The sequence below is a fragment of the Bacillus massilinigeriensis genome (assembly GCF_900111815.1).
GTDB classification, from domain to species: domain Bacteria; phylum Bacillota; class Bacilli; order Bacillales; family Cytobacillaceae; genus Mesobacillus_C; species Mesobacillus_C mediterraneensis.
On sequence record NZ_LT630004.1, the window covers coordinates 2,895,120 to 2,910,655 of the forward strand.

Below are 15,536 nucleotides of genomic sequence, written 5' to 3' on the forward strand. Positions count from 1 at the left end.
GGAAAGGGGAAAAACATATACATTATTTCAGCGCAAACGTAATTTCGGTTTCGGCAGCGATTTCTCCGTCAACCGTAGCAACGGCTTTGCCTTTTCCAATTGGTCCTTTAAACCTAATCATTTCCACTTCTAGGCGGAGCTGATCGCCTGGCTTCACTTGTCGCTTGAAACGGCAGTTGTCGATGCCGGCGAAAAATGCAAGCTTGCCGCGGTTTTTTTCAGGCTTCAGCATGGCCACTGCACCGACCTGAGCAAGAGCTTCCAAGATGAGAACACCTGGCATGACTGGGTAATCTGGAAAATGACCGTTGAAAAACTCTTCATTAGCCGTCACATTTTTAATGCCAACCGCACGTTTTCCTTCTTCGACTTCCAATATTTTATCGATAAGCAAGAATGGGTAACGATGGGGGATAATTTCTTTAATTTGAGTGATATCAAGCATTGTAATTAGTACCTCCTCATAATATTAGGTGTTAACTTCATTGTACTGTAAAGCAGGGGGGAAAAGAAAGAAAAAACAAAAAACCCGGACATTCAAAATGCCGGGTTTTACTCTTTATGAATAAGATCCGTTATGTGCGTCCACGTTTCGGAATCAAAAGTGTCGCCGGCTTTTCCGTCGCCAAGGACACTGTAGCCTACGACAAGACCAATGGATGTGCTAACGAAAAAGAGAAAAAGGACAATGACAATTCGCAGCCAAATGGGAATGAGGCGGACTCTTAGGCTTGGTCGTCCTTCTGTCTGCTCCGCCTTTTTACTATCCTCCACTACGGCTTTTTTCGCGGCACCCTCTCGGTATATTTCATTTAATCCCATTAATCTCTTCCCTTCTTAACGTATTCCGTTAACAAGCCCATCCATTTGATCGGCCATATTGATCGAGCGCGACTGGAACTGGTAGCTCCGCTGAGTATTGATCAAATCGGTCATTTCCTTGCTGAGATCCACATTGGATTGCTCTAACGCTCCCTGCTGGATACTAATTGCGCCTCTTTCGCCGCCAGCCAAGTTTGTAAATATATCTTCCTCGTTAAGGCCGAGGCCGGCAAAATTATCTGGCAGACCAAATAGATTTCCGCCCTTCTGTTCAAGAAGCTGCGGTTTTTTGACAAGTACGACGCCAAGATTGGCAGATTGCGTACTGCCATCGGCATTATTGGCTGTGATCGTTCCGGTATTTGATATTGTAAATTTGGCCGGATTGCCGGTGAATGTGATTGGCGAGCCTCCTTCGTCCAGTACCGGGTGGCCATCGCTGTTCACGAGCATCGTTTCATTGTCCGAAAGCGGGCTAAGGTAAAATGCACCGTTCCGAGTAAGGCGCACATTCGTACTGCCATCGCTTTCTTCTACAAGGACGCGGAACATCTGCCCTTCAGCCGTTAGTGCTGCATCAAGGGATCGGTCCGTTGTTTTTATGCTGCCGAGCGCCATGGAGATTTGCGATTGTGCCAGCCTGGCGCCGTTTCCTTGACGGATGTTAAATGGCGTCAGCCTGTTTGCTTCGAGCTTATCATGCGGCTGGTTGCGGAACTCCTGGGCAACAAGTTCGGTGAAAGTTGCATCGCGCCGCTTATATCCGTTTGTATCGCTATTAGCGATATTATTGCTGATGATATCCATCTGCTTTTGCAGCTGGGAAAGCGTATTGGTGGCGGTAATCATCGTTCTGTTCATGTCGATCCCTCATTTTCGCCGGAGGACCGGCCGTTTTTGCGGGCTGCCTGTAACTGTGGCTCCCTATACTTTATCGGCGGAAGTGACGGTGATTTTTATTATATGAGAAAAAAACAAGCGAATTTCATTATAGCTTCCCAATTTCGTTCGCTGCTTTATCCATGCTTCGATCATATGCCTGAAGAATCTTCTGGTTCGCCTCGAAGGCGCGGTAAGCGGACATCATGTCTGTCATTGTCCTGGAGACGTCAACATTCGACGCTTCAACAGCACCCTGCTGAAGCCGGAAAGCAACCCCTGCCGCTGCGCGGGCATCAGGCAGCGTACCACCGTCCTCTGTCCGGAATAGGCCGTTGCCTTCGCGGATCATTTTGTTTGGATTGGAAGCGTAGGCAATAGCCAGCTGAGAGGATCCGCCCGCTTCATCTGTGATGGTTCCCGTTTCATTGATCTTAAAGTTTTCGCTGGAGAGTTTGACAGGATTTCCGCCTTCTCCAAGGACGATTTCGCCAGATGCTGTTGTCAGAAGTCCCGCTCCATCAAGGGTGAAATTGCCATTTCTTGTGTAGCGAATGGAACCGTCACTTTGACGGACAGTAAAAAACACGGTGCCGGGAGTTCCGGATTCTTCATCTGTTGGCATCATGACATCAAACAAAGCGACATCTGTTTTTTTGCCTGTATCGCGAATATCCCCTTGAAGGAATTTCGGGATGGCTTCCTGCATGTAGACACCTGCATGAAGTGAGCCGATTGGTTTCGTTTTCGGAGGGCCAAAACCGTCATGGTCGACCCTGTTGAACAGCATTTCTGGAAATGCCCTTACAGCTGATTGATCCGCCTTAAAGCCTGGTGTGTTAGAATTGGACATATTGTTCGTCAACATTTCCGTGCGCCGCTGCTGGGCAAGCATGCCGGATGCGGCTGTATAAAAACCTCTTAGCATTGATTTAGCACCTCTAAAGGTAGATTGAATTTTTTTTGCAATTACTGATTATATTCTATTATAAGAAAAAATCTCCGAAGAAACATCAGTATTTTGGAGAAAATTGTTGTTTTATTGGTTTATTTTTTGATAATAGGGGTATTTTAGACAAAAAATCCGGTTGGCTGCCATATACACGCTGGCAGCAACCGGATGTTTGTTGCGATTATATGATTTTTCTGTTCGAGATTTTGTCAATGTTATCGAGCATAATGCCGGTTCCGATGGCTACGCAGTCCATAGGATTTTCGGCTACGAGAACAGGGACCTTCAACTCTTCGGCTAGGAGCGTGTCCATTCCGTGAAGGAGTGCACCGCCTCCTGTTATGATGACTCCGCGGTCGATAATGTCCGCAGACAGTTCCGGCGGCGTTTTTTCCAGAACGCTCTTGGCAGCCTGTACAATGACGGAGACAGATTCATGAAGTGCCGCTTCAATCTCTTCGGAGCGAACGGAAATTGTCCTTGGCAGACCTGACACCATGTCACGTCCGCGAATTTCCATTTCTTCGCTGCGTGAGCCTGGGAAGACGGTTCCGATGTTAATTTTAATGTTCTCGGATGTACGTTCACCAATGAGAAGTTTGTATTCGCGTTTGATGTAATTGAGGATTTCTGCATCGAATTTGTCGCCGGCCATTTTGATGGAAGCGGATGTGACGATATCGCCCATTGAAAGAACTGCGATGTCTGTTGTACCGCCGCCGATGTCTACGACCATGTTGCCGCTAGGCTGGAAGATATCCATGCCTGCGCCAATGGCTGCGACTTTTGGCTCTTCTTCGAGATAGACTTTCTTACCGCCACTTTTTTCAGCAGCTTCTCTGATTGCTTTTTGCTCGACGCTCGTGATGTTTGTCGGGCAGCAAATGAGGATGCGCGGCTTTGAAAGGAAGCCTTTCACATCTAGTTTGTTGATGAAGTGTTTCAGCATCGATTCTGTCACATCGAAGTCTGCGATGACACCATCCTGCAACGGACGGATTGCGACGATATTTCCTGGGGTACGACCCACCATTCGGCGTGCTTCTTCCCCTACGGCCAATACTTTGTTTGTGTTCTTGTCAATTGCCACGACTGATGGTTCATTCAGCACAATTCCGCGGCCTTTCACGTGGATCAGCACGTTGGCAGTACCAAGGTCAATCCCAATATCCCTAGCTAACATCCTATCTTTTCCTCCTTGAAAAATCGCTGGCTGCGGCTGGTTGATCCCGCCAGGACAGACAAGGACCAGTTTGAATAATAAGATGCCGCTGCTTAAAGCGAACCATATATACCTAATTGTTTATTCTATCATAAATTTGCACAAATAGTAAATGAAACCTACGAAAATTGGCACTCACTTACTTACTGGACGGTGCCTGACCCCCGGCGCGGTGATGCTGTACATAATTAAAGCAAGGTAACTCCCTTGAGCTTTGCTCAAGGGGGGCGACCTTGCTTTCTTGTTTCAACGCTTTAAAGCGCCGGGGGTCAGGCACCAATTCAATGGCACCACTTCAATGGCACCACTTCTGGCCTACTGTACACGCTCTTCTTCCCGCTTTTCTTCCTGCTCTTCTTTGCTGTATTTCTGCTTCGTTGCTTCCCCACCGCGCAGATGGCGGATCGATTTATGGTAATCAAGGATTTCCTTCACTTCACTTGCCAGTTCCGGGTTGATTTCAGGCAGTCGTTCCGTCAGGTCTTTATGGACTGTACTTTTGGACACGCCAAACTCCTTCGCGATCACGCGAACCGTTTTTCTCGTCTCCACGATATACTTTCCAATCTTGATGGTTCTCTCTTTGATGTAATCGTGCACACCACTCGCCCTCCCTAAATTGGATGTGAGAAGTGTGAAATGAGACTCGCTATCTCGTCGTCAATTCCTGTAATCCACACTGTCACAAACGCGCCAGTGCGGCAGAAGGCTAAGCCTTCCGGATGCTGCAGGGACTAATCATATCTCCGGCTGGATTCCCACTTCTTCAAACGACCCCTCACCTCAAACACTCTCTTTGTCAGGTTTGTAGATAGTGTATTAGCTTGGTTGAGGATATATGCACAATTTATCCAATCAGGACATGGTATCGAAAGAGTTTTTAGAAAATTGAAAACAAAGAGTCTGTTATTTCTCTCCAAAATCACTCATGAAAATCGCAGTCAATGGGGGATAAAGCTAAACAATGATTGCAATCCACCCCTTTATTTAACAATTTTCACCCGTACCCATATTTTCCTTTTTTCACTCGCAAAAAAAGCCAGCGATCCTAAAATCGCTGGCCATAAAATTACTTATTCTCTTCAAATACATTTTTCACTTTAGTGACGACCGCTTTTGAACCGCCTTTTTCCTGAACGTTGTCGATCATCATTGTGACAAGAAGGTCTGGCGATTCTGCGTTGTAGCCGACAAACCAGCCTAGTTCTCGCCCTTTCTCTCCTTGTTTTGCCTTAATCTCCGCAGTCCCTGTCTTGCCTGCAAGCGGGTACCCAGGGATGACAGCAGCATGCGCGGTCCCTTTAGGATCAGAAACGATTTTCTCCAGCATGGCCGTCATCGTCTCCGCTTCCTCTGGGGTAATTATGCTCTCTTTCCACACTTGGCCTATTTCTTCATCCGCCTGCAGGATGGGCTTAATTAAGTTCCCTTTGTTCACGAATGGCGTGTAGGCGGCCGCCAAATGCAGGACGTTCATTTCAATCTGCCCTTGCCCGTAGCCTGAATCCGCAAGCGTGATCTCTTTGTCCACAGCCCCGATTGTGGATGGCTCAAGCGGGTAGAGGTAATCATCGAGTTCTTTTCCAAAGCCAAAATCCTCTAAACCTTTCTTAAAAGCACCGCTGCCAGTCTCGAGGGCTACTCGTGCAAAATAAATATTGTCCGAATACAGCAGCGCTTTTTGCATATCGATGCGCCCTTTGACATCGGATACGCGAGTAATTTTATAGTTGCCCCATGAATTGTCAGGCTGCCACCTTTTTTCATTAATCTCGTACGCTGTGTCGAGGCTAATTTTATCAGCTGTGAGTCCAACAGCTGCAGTGATTGGCTTCATGACAGAACCTGGCGCAAACGTGAGCTTGAAACGGTTCAACGCCGGATTATTTTTATCATTGTCCATCGCTTCTCGCTGGGATGCTGTAAACCCAAGCGTTGCAGCATTCGGGTCGTAGCCTGGTGCGCTTACTAGTGCTAGTGTTTCCCCTGTCAGCGGATTGATCGCTGCAGCCGCACCGGCCTCACCCTTCATTTTGTCATAAATGCTCTTCTGCACGCCGACATCAACGGTGAGCTTAACTTCTTCGCCATCTTTCACCGGCTTTTCCGCAAGCACCTTCTCGGTTCCATCCTTTTTCCTGATGGCTATCTTGACCCCGTTCTCGCCTCTTAATCGTTTTTCGAGGACTTGTTCCAGGCCGCGCTTGCCGATCACGTCGCTTGCGCCATAGCCCTTGCCTTCTAGCTTCTTCAACTCATCCGCGGTAACTGGACCAACATGGCCAACCATATGGGAAAAAGCTTCTCCGAAAGGATACTCACGGACATTGACTTTCTGGCTTGTGACACCGTCTAGCGCGAACAATTTTTCCTGCAGCTCAAGGCTGTCCTTTGATATTTTTTTCAGCGGGACGAGCAGTTCCGGCTTGACCCACGCAGCGTTGAGCTGCTTGTTGATTTGTTCTTCCGTCATTTCGAGCAGCTTCGCGAGCTCCTGTATGGTCTCTTCCTTCTTGTCTCCCATTTCGCCCGGGATGACGCCAATTTCAAGCGCATAGCCGTTCGCTGCGACCATATCGCCATTCCGGTCCATAATGGCACCGCGGTTGGCCGGGATGGTCTGGAAGCTGATTTTGTCTTCCTTCCCTAGCTCGGGAAAAATATAAGTCGTATTCCAGTCGATAAACCAGTTCTCTTCGTCCCCATGCTTCTCTTTCAGAAGCTCTGCCGTATGGTCAAAGCTTATCGGCCCAGCGGCGCTGTCCATTTTTGCAGAAATAGGCAAGCTCGCTTTCTTGTCATGTTCCTTCTCTTTCTCCGGTTTCTTGAATTGGACATCAAGTTTCTTGATCTCTAAATCTTGATACAATTTATCATAACGTTGTACAAACTCTTTTTTTGTAATTGATTTTTGCGCATTGTTGGAAAGATACTCATACATCTCATCGAACTTCTTTGCATTCCAAAGCTTCACATACTGTGAAAGTCTATCTTCCGGTGTTGCCTCTTTCGTGCAGCCGGTAAAGAATGCAGCCAGCATCAGCATTGTAATCATAAGGACTGCTTTTTTCATGGATTTGCCCTCCTCCTCCTGACTGATTTTAACATATTTAATGAAGAACATACTAATAATAAACCAAGGAGGCGTGTTAGTGTGAATCTATGTGTGACTGGTGAATGCACGTGGAACGGCGGAATCCTTGCCGGCAGTAAAAAGCTTGAAAATTCCGGGAATAGGAAGATGATTGCCTGCGTGTTCTGCAAGCGAAGCGGCGGTAACTATTCCACTAAAAATCTTTAAAAAAGGTTTAACGCGCTTTCTTCAGGTGAAGCTGTTCATACTGATGGCTTCCAAAATCTTAAAAATTGTATTTTGATATTGTTTCTTTTTGATTCGGACAAAAACGCTTAAAAAGGTGGTTTTTTGATGGGAAAAAGGAATGTTTTTGGATGGTAGAGGTTTTTTTGGGGTTACACATCGACTTTCCCTCTATGAAAATGGCTCTGATGATAGTTATCAACGGTAAATCACCAGCTATCAACGGTAAAGAGCGATTTATCTACGGTAATTGCTCATTTATCAACGGTAAACCTCGATTTATCTACAGTAGATCCCTCACCAATTCCATTGAATACATTTTTTAACAAGAAAAACCCACCAAATTGGCGGGCGTGTTCTGCAAGCGAAGCGGCGGTAACTATTCCACTGAAAATCTTTAAAAAAGGTTTCACGCGCTTGCTTCAGGTGAAGCTGTTCATACTGATGGCTTCCAAAATCTTAAAAATTGTATTTTGATATTGTTTCTTTTTGATTCGGACAAAAACGCTTAAAAAGGTGGTTTTTTGATGGGAAAAAGGAATGTTTTTGGATGGTAGAGGGTTTTTTGGGGTTACACATCGACTTTCCCTCTATGAAAATGGCTCTGATTGATAGATATTAACGGTAAATCACCAGTTATCAACGGTAAAGAGCGATTTATCTACGGTAATTGCTCATTTATCAACGGTAAACCTCGATTTATCTTCAGTAGATCCCTCACCAATTCCATTTAATACATTTTTTAACAAGAAAAACCCACCAAATTGGCGGGCTTTTTGCCTTTGACTCTATGAATTGATCGATTGCTTAGAATCGCTGGAAGGCTTGTTTTCCTCTTTCAAGCTTCCTGATCCTTCTTCAGGCTTGGATTTGTCTTCAAGCTTGCTGTCCTGAGACTTTTGCTCTTTCTTGGTGCTGTCTTCTTTCTTCATGTCGTTCTCTTGCTTCGTTTCGTCGCCAGGTTTTCTGTCATCACCAGATTTAGCATCATCTTTAGAACCTTCACCTGGTGTTGCACCTTCACCAGTTTTTGCATCATCACCTGACTCACCGGAGGAATTGCCTTCTCCAGCATTCGTGCCTTCACCTGTACCTTCTTCCGTCTTGGAATCCTTGCCGGAATTTTCAGCAGGCTTCACGCTTGTTTCCTGTAAGGCAGTCATTGGCTTCTGGAAGAATTCTTCCGGGTTCACCGCAACACCGTCTTTGCGAATCTCAAAGTGTACATGGGTACCGGCTTTTTCATTGAACATGCTGCGGCCCGCAGTAGCAAGAGCTTGACCTTGATCTACTTCGTCTCCTGCTTTGACTTTGATATTTTTAACCGATTGATACTGTGTTACAATTCCTTTATCATGCTCGATTTCAATCACGTTTCCAAGGAATGCGTCTTCCTTCACGCTTTTTACCGTACCGCTAACCGATGCTACTACTACGAATTCCTTGCCGTTTTTCAGTGCAATATCGATGCCGTTGTTCGGATGGTACTGGTTATTATAGACAACCAGGGCAGCTTCCTGCTCTTCTTTTTTGCTGTCATTATCATAGAACTTCGTTGTAATGACCGCTTTTTCAGGGTCAGAAATCGGCATCATGAAATTTTCCAATGCCTTGTTTACTTCAATGGCAGGGGCTTCTTTACCTTTTTTACCAGGAACGTCCGTCGCTTCATAGTCGAATTTGTCACTTTTCGTACCGCTGTTTTGGTACCAAACTACACCAGACAGAATGATTGCTGCACTCGCCAGATAGATTGCCGGATAAGCCCAGCGCTTCTTTAAAAATCGTTTTACGCTTGTGTCCTGAGAAGATTTTTTTTCTTCCTCTCTCATTTTCATCACCTCAGCAACCAGTTTGAACAGATAGAAAAAAATATATACATAGAGCCAAAAATTTTTTGACTGCTTATTTTTCGACAAAGGTAAAATTATTATGCATTTTTTGAAATGGAGTTTTTACAGATGAAAATTATTGTTTGGGTTTTGCGTTTCCTGCCGCTCGTTTATATGGCGGCAATCTGGTATATGTCAGGCCAGCCGGACAACCTCGTCATCGAGCTGCCTGACCACGGAGTTGACCGTTTCTTCAAAGAATCGCTTCATCTTGTTGAGTTCGGCATCCTCTATGGTCTGCTGTTTCTAGCGGCGCTTACCTTCAGCGGATTCCGGCCTCTGTGGAGCTATGTGTTCATGGGTGTGAGCATTCTGTATGGCTTGCTTGATGAGTTCCACCAAAGCTTCGTGCCGTACCGTTCGGCGACCGCAATCGATTTTGTGAAGGACGTTATCGGCGTGCTTGTATTCTCTCATTTCCTCCACCATGCTCACTTCAGCGGGAAGTTCTCACGGCTGGGAAGGCTGCTTGATAGGGTGGATAGCTTGGCTCGGAAGTAGGGGGTGGGGGGCTGGCAGCGTGCCCGCGGCATCTATGCATATCGCTCAGCAGTACTAGATGGATGCCGACCCTCCCCAAACTCCGTCATAATTTTGTCATAATGTTTGTGATGAACCGGCAGGATTTCAGCATTTTTTTCCGTATTATTCTATTAAAAATGTAAGGAGAGATGCTGATGATTGTAAAACCTCGTTATTTGCCCATGCGGCTCCATGTCAATAGCGCGCTTGCACAGCGGCTCGCCAAAAATCACCCCATACTTCCCTCCCTTGATAACAGTTCTTCGCGAGTTGAAGCCGGCTTTCAAGGGGAAGTGGAGACAGACTTTCAGCTACAATTCCTGAATGACAAAGAGCACCATATTTTCCGCGATTTGCGCTTGCCCCACTCTTTACACCCCTTTCAGCTTGATTGCCTCATTTTGTCTACAAAGGCCATTATCCACCTTGAAGTAAAAAACTTTACGGGAACCCTTTTTTTCGATGAAAAATTTAAGCAATTCTATCAAACGGCTAATGCTGTGGAGAAAGGCTTCCAGCATCCGCTTACCCAGCTTCGGCGACAGAGCGCCCAGCTGAAGGAGTGGCTCGACTCTCATGGTTTCCCCTCTATACCCGTAATATCGCAGCTTGTCATAAGCAACTCCTCGGCAGTTGTGAAAACAAATGATTTTAGCATAAGAAGGCTTGTTTGTAAGGCAGATCAACTAAAAACACAGCTTGAGACTTTGATTGGCAAGGATACACCTGAAGTTTTGAAGGAAAAAGAACTGCGGAAACTATCCCGACTTTTGTTAAAAGAGCATACTATAATGATTTCTGACATACTCGCGCACTATCATATTTCATATGACGAATTGATAAAGGGAGTCCAATGTCCCTCATGTGAAAAATATAAGATGGAGCGGAAGAATCGGACGTGGGTGTGCCCACATTGCCTGTTTCATTCGCGTGATGCCCATATTAGAGCCTTGCTGGATTATTTTTTATTAGTAAAGCCTGAGATTACAAATCGAGGGTTCAGGGAATTTACCTGTCTTTCTTCAGCAAGAACCGCGACTGAGTTGCTGAGCAGGTTGAACCTACCTCATACTGGTGAAAATAAATGGAGAGTTTATTATGCTCCTCCTGATGTACAGGCTATACTGGAGGAAAAGTGGAAAAACTCCCGTAATCGATTGCGTTCATTTATTAGAAGGTAACGTTTTTGAGGAAGGGAAAAAGAAGTTTCAGCAAGTTAAAGAGATATTTCTTCGCTTTTTTACGAGATTTTGCTAGTGCGGAGACGGCTTTTGTTTGTTTGAGGATGTTTTTTGATAGTTGGAAGAGCAAACTTAATGTTATGTTAAAAATTTTGTTAGGATTATGGTTGTGTAATCGATTACACAAGGAGTTTTTTGATCTCTTAAATAGCTGCCNTAAAAATTTTGTTAGGATTATGGTTGTGTAATCGATTACACAAGGAGTTTTTTGATCTCTTAAATAGCTGCCTCACAGGATATCTACGGTAATTGGCGTTTTATCTACGGTAAATCCCGATTTATCTACAGGTAATGAATCCTTTATCTACGGTAAACAGTGATTTATCTACGGTAGCTCTATGTGACAAGACCCAGAACAGGATAATTATGTAAAACATCATGATACAGGACTATCCACTTATTCTGGTCATACCCCCACCCCTTTAAAATTGTCATTTTGATTTGTTTTGTTCTGGTATACAGAGAGATTTCGGGTAATCGGGCAAGTTAAAGAGATATTTCTTCGCCTTTTTACGGGATTTTGCTAGTGCGGAGACGGTTTTTGTTTGTTTGAGGATGTTTTTTGATAGTTTGAAGGGCAAACTTAATGTTATGTTAAAAATTTTGTTAGGATTATGGTTGTGTAATCGATTACACAAAGAGTTTTTTGATCTCTTAAATAGCTGCCTCACAGGATATCTACGGTAATTGGCATTTTATCTACGGTAAATCCCGTTTTATCTACAGGTAATGGATCCTTTATCTACGGTAAATCCCGATTTATCTACAGGTAATGAATCCTTTATCTACGGTAAACAGTGATTTATCTACGGTAGCTCTATGTGACAAGACCCAGAACAGGATAATTATGTAAAACATCATGATACAGGGCTATCCACTTATTCTGGTCATACCCCCACCCCTTTAAAATTGTCATTTTGATTTGTTTTGTTCTGGTATACAGAGAGATTTCGGGTAACGGGCAAGTTAAAGAGATATTTCTTCGCCTTTTTACGGGATTTTGCTAGTGCGGAGACGGTTTTTGTTTGTTTGAGGATGTTTTTTGATAGTTTGAAGAGCAAACTTAATGTTATGGTAAAAATTTTGTTAGGATTATGGTTGTGTAATCGATTACACAAGGAGTTTTTTGATCTCTTAAATAGCTGCCTCACAGGATATCTACGGTAATTGGCGTTTTATCTACGGTAAATCCCGATTTATCTACAGGTAATGAATCCTTTATCTACGGTAAACAGTGATTTATCTACGGTAGCTATGTGATACGATCCAGATCAGGATAATTATGTAAAACATCATGATACAGGACTATCCACTTATTCTGGTCATACGCCCACCCCTTTAAAATTGTCATTTTGATTTGTTTTGTTCTGGTATACAGAGAGATTTCGGGTAACGGGCAAGTTAAAGAGATATTTCTTCGCCTTTTTACGGGATTTAGCTAGTGCGGAGACGGTTTTTGTTTGTTTGTGGATGTTTTTTGATAGTTTGAAGGGCAAACTTAATGTTATGTTAAAAATTTTGTTAGGATTATGGTTGTGTAATCGATTACACAAGGAGTTTTTTGATCTCTTAAATAGCTGTCTCACAGGATATCTACGGTAATTGGCGTTTTATCTACGGTAAATCCCGATTTATCTACAGGTAATGAATCCTTTATCTACGGTAAACAGTGATTTATCTACGGTAGCTATGTGATACGATCCAGATCAGGATAATTATGTAAAACATCATGATACAGGACTATCCACTTATTCTGGTCATACGCCCACCCCTTTAAAATTGTCATTTTGATTTGTTTTGTTCTGGTATACAGAGAGATTTCGGGTAACGGGACTGGTTTTAGAGAATGTCAGCCTTTATGGCCCGCTGGATTGCCCGCTGCGCCCTGGCTGCAAGCATACGTCTAGTCCCCAAACTCTATCACAGTGAACAAGCAGCCCGCCCAGTATGGGCGGGCTGCTTGTTCACTTCACCTCACTACCGCACCGGGGGTCAGGCACGCTGCATCACTTCCCCTCACTACCGCATTTCGCCCGGCCCTTTACTCTTTACTTTCTAGCCATGACTTTGTTGAGGAGGCCGTCAGCGGAGGTGATTTGGACTCCTTTGTAGTAGTGGAGGACGATATCTTTGTAGCTTTTGCCCTCGGCTGCCATTCCGTTGGCACCGTATTGGCTCATTCCAACGCCATGACCGAAGCCCTTCGTGTCGATGATAATGTTGCCGTCCTTTAGCGACCAAGTGAAGTCGCTCGATTTCAATCCGAGCTTATCGCGCACTTCTTTGCCGGTAAATGTCTTGCCGGCAATCTCCAGCTTCCCGACCCGCTTTCCTGTCGTCCGAGCCGTCACGCTGCCGAGCGACTTGCCGCTATTAAGCTTGATCCCAAGCTTGCGCTCAAATTCCCCGAGCGGCAGAACTGTCTGGGTGGCAAATTTCGGTGATTTCTTATCCCAAGGGCTCTCCACACTGCGCAAATACGGGAAAGAGTTCGGCCAATAGTCTTCCGAGTTCTCGGTGTACCCATTGCTTGTTGAAAAAAAGGTTGCTTCAATCGGCGCATCATTAAATGTTAAAATTTGTCCATCCGTCTCCTTCACCGCATCCGCCACTTTCTTCATCTTCCGCTCATACTCCGATCCCCATTGCTGCTTCAGCTCATCTTTGTTCTTGAATACCTGGTGCGTCACCGTGTCCGAGACTTGCGCCCCATCCGGCAGCCCCGTCTTATCCGGGTTCATCAGCTGCTTTACATAGTACGTCCGAGCCGTCAAAGCCTGTGCCTTTAGCGCTTCTGTTTCAAAATCAACCGGCATTTCCGCCGCTACTACCCCGATGAGGTACTGGTCCAGCGTCATTTTCTCAAGAGAAGATTTCGCCATGCGGAACACAGTCACTTCCACACCAGAGTCGGATGAGGGGCCGGTACTCACCTGCTTACTGCTATTATCAGGCTTTACCATTTCCCCAAGCTTCCCTGTAACCTTCTCCTCTTTAAAAGGCAGGACAAGGATAGAAGGAACAAGAAGAGTGACGGCGAATAGAATGATAGATAGAACGATGAGTGGTTTGAGTTTCAGCATTGATAAAGCCTCCATTTAAAAATTAAAACGGATATTCCGTCTCAATCTATCCTATGGACATGGACAAGCAAATATTACTGTACATTCACCCAGGAAAACCGGATTTCCGGCCAGAAGCAATTCAATCAAGCTCCTACATTATATTAGTAAAAAAATGGATGTCAGTCAATATCGTCCCATCGCCCTCCTTGCACCGCTGGAAAAAATCAAAAACCGCAGAATTACGCTAAGGAAAGCATAATTCTCCGGTTTTTAGAGTAAATTTTCTTATTCACTTTAAGCATTCATGTCAGAGACAAACTTTTCCTCGATGAAGACTTCGTCTGCTTCTTTCACCCTTTCGATGTCAGCGCCAAGCGATGCAAGCTTTTCGTGGAAGCCGACATATCCGCGGTCAAGATGCTTGAGTTCTGTGACACGCGTTACTCCATCTGCAACAAGGCCAGTTAAAATCAATGCCGCTGCAGCACGCAAGTCTGTAGCCGCTACTTCTGCCCCTTGAAGACCGGATGGTCCGTTGATAATAACAGAACGTCCATCAATTTTGATGTCTGCATTCATGCGGCGGAATTCTTCTACATGCATGAAGCGGTTTTCGAACACTGTTTCGGTGATCATGCTGGTACCATTGGCACGCAGCAGCAATGCCATCATTTGGGATTGCATGTCAGTCGGGAATCCTGGGTGCGGCATCGTCTTGATATCGACACCTTTCATCACTTCAGGACCAATGACTCTCAAGCCTTCTTCCTCTTCCTCGAAAATAACGCCCATTTCCTGCATTTTTGCAATAACGGCAGAAAGGTGTTCCGGGACAGCGCCCTTCACCAATACATTTCCCCCTGTAATTGCAGCAGCAACCATGAATGTTCCTGCTTCCACGCGGTCAGGGATGATCGCATGGTCCGCTCCGAAAAGGATGTCAACACCCTCGATGCGGATGGTACCTGTTCCGGCGCCCCTTACCTTTGCTCCCATTTTGTTCAGGAAGTTGGCAAGATCAACGATTTCCGGCTCTTTCGCAGCGTTTTCGAGCGTTGTTGTACCCTTCGCAAGCACTGCAGCCATCATGATATTTTCCGTAGCACCAACGCTAGGGAAGTCGAGATATATTTTCGCGCCATGCAGCCCTTCAGCTGCCTCTGCTTCGATAAATCCATTTCCAACTTTAACTGTCGCACCCATAGCTTCAAAGCCTTTTAAGTGCTGGTCTATCGGACGGGATCCGATTGCACAGCCTCCTGGCAACGCCACGCGGGCACGGCCATTTCTAGCTAGCAATGATCCCATGACAAGGACGGAAGCACGCATTTTGCGGACATATTCAAATGGTGCTTCGATTTCTAACTCTCTTGATGCGTCTACAACAACTGTATTATTTTTAAACTCCACATCGGCGTTTAAAGATCGTAGTACCTGGTTGATCGTATATACATCGGAGAGAGTTGGCACATCACGAATCACGCTTTTTCCATCACTTGCTAATAATGTTGCAGCGAGTACAGGCAAGACGGCATTTTTTGCTCCTTCTACTTTAACAGTGCCGCTGAGCCTCTTTCCGCCGCGGACGATGATTTTTTCCAAGTGTATTCCCCTCCGCGTCC

The 15,536-nt window shown here is 45.3% G+C and carries 13 protein-coding genes; 3 read left to right on the forward strand and 10 right to left on the reverse strand.

Going from position 1 to position 15,536, the window contains the following annotated elements:
• Window positions 1-22: 22 nt before the first annotated feature.
• From fabZ to BQ5796_RS15005, 7 genes are all read right to left on the reverse strand, one after another.
• Window positions 23-445: a 3-hydroxyacyl-ACP dehydratase FabZ gene (gene fabZ / locus BQ5796_RS14975; RefSeq protein ID WP_071460944.1), complete on the reverse strand. Its 423-nt coding sequence runs from the start codon at window positions 443-445 to the stop codon at window positions 23-25.
• A gap of 107 nt (window positions 446-552) precedes the next feature.
• Entirely contained in the window at window positions 553-822 is a 270-nt protein-coding gene (locus tag BQ5796_RS14980) for a DNA-directed RNA polymerase subunit beta (RefSeq protein WP_071460945.1), read from the reverse strand.
• Window positions 823-837: 15 nt separating this feature from the next.
• Window positions 838-1,683, reverse strand: a complete 846-nt coding sequence (locus BQ5796_RS14985) for a flagellar hook-basal body protein (protein ID WP_071460946.1) — start codon at window positions 1,681-1,683, stop codon at window positions 838-840.
• A 127-nt stretch (window positions 1,684-1,810) separates the two neighbouring features.
• The gene (locus tag BQ5796_RS14990) at window positions 1,811-2,629 is read right to left on the reverse strand and encodes a flagellar hook-basal body protein (RefSeq protein WP_071460947.1); all 819 of its coding nucleotides are present in this window, start codon (window positions 2,627-2,629) and stop codon (window positions 1,811-1,813) included.
• Between the two features lie 205 nt (window positions 2,630-2,834).
• Window positions 2,835-3,836 (reverse strand): rod shape-determining protein, encoded by a 1,002-nt coding sequence (mreB, locus tag BQ5796_RS14995; RefSeq protein ID WP_071460948.1) that lies wholly within the window; start codon window positions 3,834-3,836, stop codon window positions 2,835-2,837.
• Between the two features lie 354 nt (window positions 3,837-4,190).
• Window positions 4,191-4,475 (reverse strand): sporulation transcriptional regulator SpoIIID, encoded by a 285-nt coding sequence (spoIIID, locus tag BQ5796_RS15000; RefSeq protein WP_071460949.1) that lies wholly within the window; start codon window positions 4,473-4,475, stop codon window positions 4,191-4,193.
• A 469-nt stretch (window positions 4,476-4,944) separates the two neighbouring features.
• Window positions 4,945-6,948: a penicillin-binding transpeptidase domain-containing protein gene (locus tag BQ5796_RS15005; protein ID WP_071460950.1), complete on the reverse strand. Its 2,004-nt coding sequence runs from the start codon at window positions 6,946-6,948 to the stop codon at window positions 4,945-4,947.
• A gap of 81 nt (window positions 6,949-7,029) precedes the next feature.
• Between BQ5796_RS15005 and BQ5796_RS18180 the strand changes: the two genes are divergently transcribed.
• Window positions 7,030-7,176 carry a hypothetical protein gene (locus BQ5796_RS18180; RefSeq protein ID WP_159431008.1) on the forward strand — a complete coding sequence of 49 codons (147 nt, stop codon included), beginning with the start codon at window positions 7,030-7,032 and terminating at the stop codon, window positions 7,174-7,176.
• 806 nt (window positions 7,177-7,982) lie between these two features.
• On the opposite strand, the gene spoIIQ is transcribed toward BQ5796_RS18180, so the two are convergent.
• Window positions 7,983-9,026, reverse strand: a complete 1,044-nt coding sequence (spoIIQ, locus tag BQ5796_RS15010) for a stage II sporulation protein SpoIIQ (RefSeq protein WP_071460951.1) — start codon at window positions 9,024-9,026, stop codon at window positions 7,983-7,985.
• A gap of 129 nt (window positions 9,027-9,155) precedes the next feature.
• Here spoIIQ and BQ5796_RS15015 point away from each other — a divergent pair, with 129 nt between their 5' ends.
• Together BQ5796_RS15015 and BQ5796_RS15020 are read left to right on the forward strand one after the other, a co-directional pair.
• Entirely contained in the window at window positions 9,156-9,587 is a 432-nt protein-coding gene (locus BQ5796_RS15015) for a VanZ family protein (protein WP_071460952.1), read from the forward strand.
• A 176-nt stretch (window positions 9,588-9,763) separates the two neighbouring features.
• On the forward strand, window positions 9,764-10,789 hold the full coding sequence (locus BQ5796_RS15020; RefSeq protein WP_071460953.1) for a nuclease-related domain-containing protein: 1,026 nt from the start codon (window positions 9,764-9,766) through the stop codon (window positions 10,787-10,789).
• 2,108 nt (window positions 10,790-12,897) lie between these two features.
• Here the strand turns inward: BQ5796_RS15020 and spoIID are convergent.
• Both spoIID and murA read right to left on the reverse strand, forming a co-directional pair.
• Complete coding sequence (spoIID, locus tag BQ5796_RS15030; protein ID WP_071460955.1) at window positions 12,898-13,932, reverse strand: stage II sporulation protein D; 1,035 nt, start codon at window positions 13,930-13,932, stop codon at window positions 12,898-12,900.
• A 276-nt stretch (window positions 13,933-14,208) separates the two neighbouring features.
• On the reverse strand, window positions 14,209-15,516 hold the full coding sequence (gene murA, locus BQ5796_RS15035; protein ID WP_071460956.1) for a UDP-N-acetylglucosamine 1-carboxyvinyltransferase: 1,308 nt from the start codon (window positions 15,514-15,516) through the stop codon (window positions 14,209-14,211).
• Window positions 15,517-15,536 lie beyond the last annotated feature (20 nt).

Coding starts and splice junctions, on each gene's coding strand:
- fabZ (WP_071460944.1), bottom strand. CDS start 445: ATGCTTGATATCACTCAAATTAAAGAAATTATCCCCCATCGTTACCCA.
- BQ5796_RS14980 (WP_071460945.1), bottom strand. CDS start 822: ATGGGATTAAATGAAATATACCGAGAGGGTGCCGCGAAAAAAGCCGTA.
- BQ5796_RS14985 (WP_071460946.1), bottom strand. CDS start 1,683: ATGAACAGAACGATGATTACCGCCACCAATACGCTTTCCCAGCTGCAA.
- BQ5796_RS14990 (WP_071460947.1), bottom strand. CDS start 2,629: ATGCTAAGAGGTTTTTATACAGCCGCATCCGGCATGCTTGCCCAGCAG.
- mreB (WP_071460948.1), bottom strand. CDS start 3,836: ATGTTAGCTAGGGATATTGGGATTGACCTTGGTACTGCCAACGTGCTG.
- BQ5796_RS15005 (WP_071460950.1), bottom strand. CDS start 6,948: ATGAAAAAAGCAGTCCTTATGATTACAATGCTGATGCTGGCTGCATTC.
- spoIIQ (WP_071460951.1), bottom strand. CDS start 9,026: ATGAGAGAGGAAGAAAAAAAATCTTCTCAGGACACAAGCGTAAAACGA.
- BQ5796_RS15015 (WP_071460952.1), top strand. CDS start 9,156: ATGAAAATTATTGTTTGGGTTTTGCGTTTCCTGCCGCTCGTTTATATG.
- BQ5796_RS15020 (WP_071460953.1), top strand. CDS start 9,764: ATGATTGTAAAACCTCGTTATTTGCCCATGCGGCTCCATGTCAATAGC.
- spoIID (WP_071460955.1), bottom strand. CDS start 13,932: ATGCTGAAACTCAAACCACTCATCGTTCTATCTATCATTCTATTCGCC.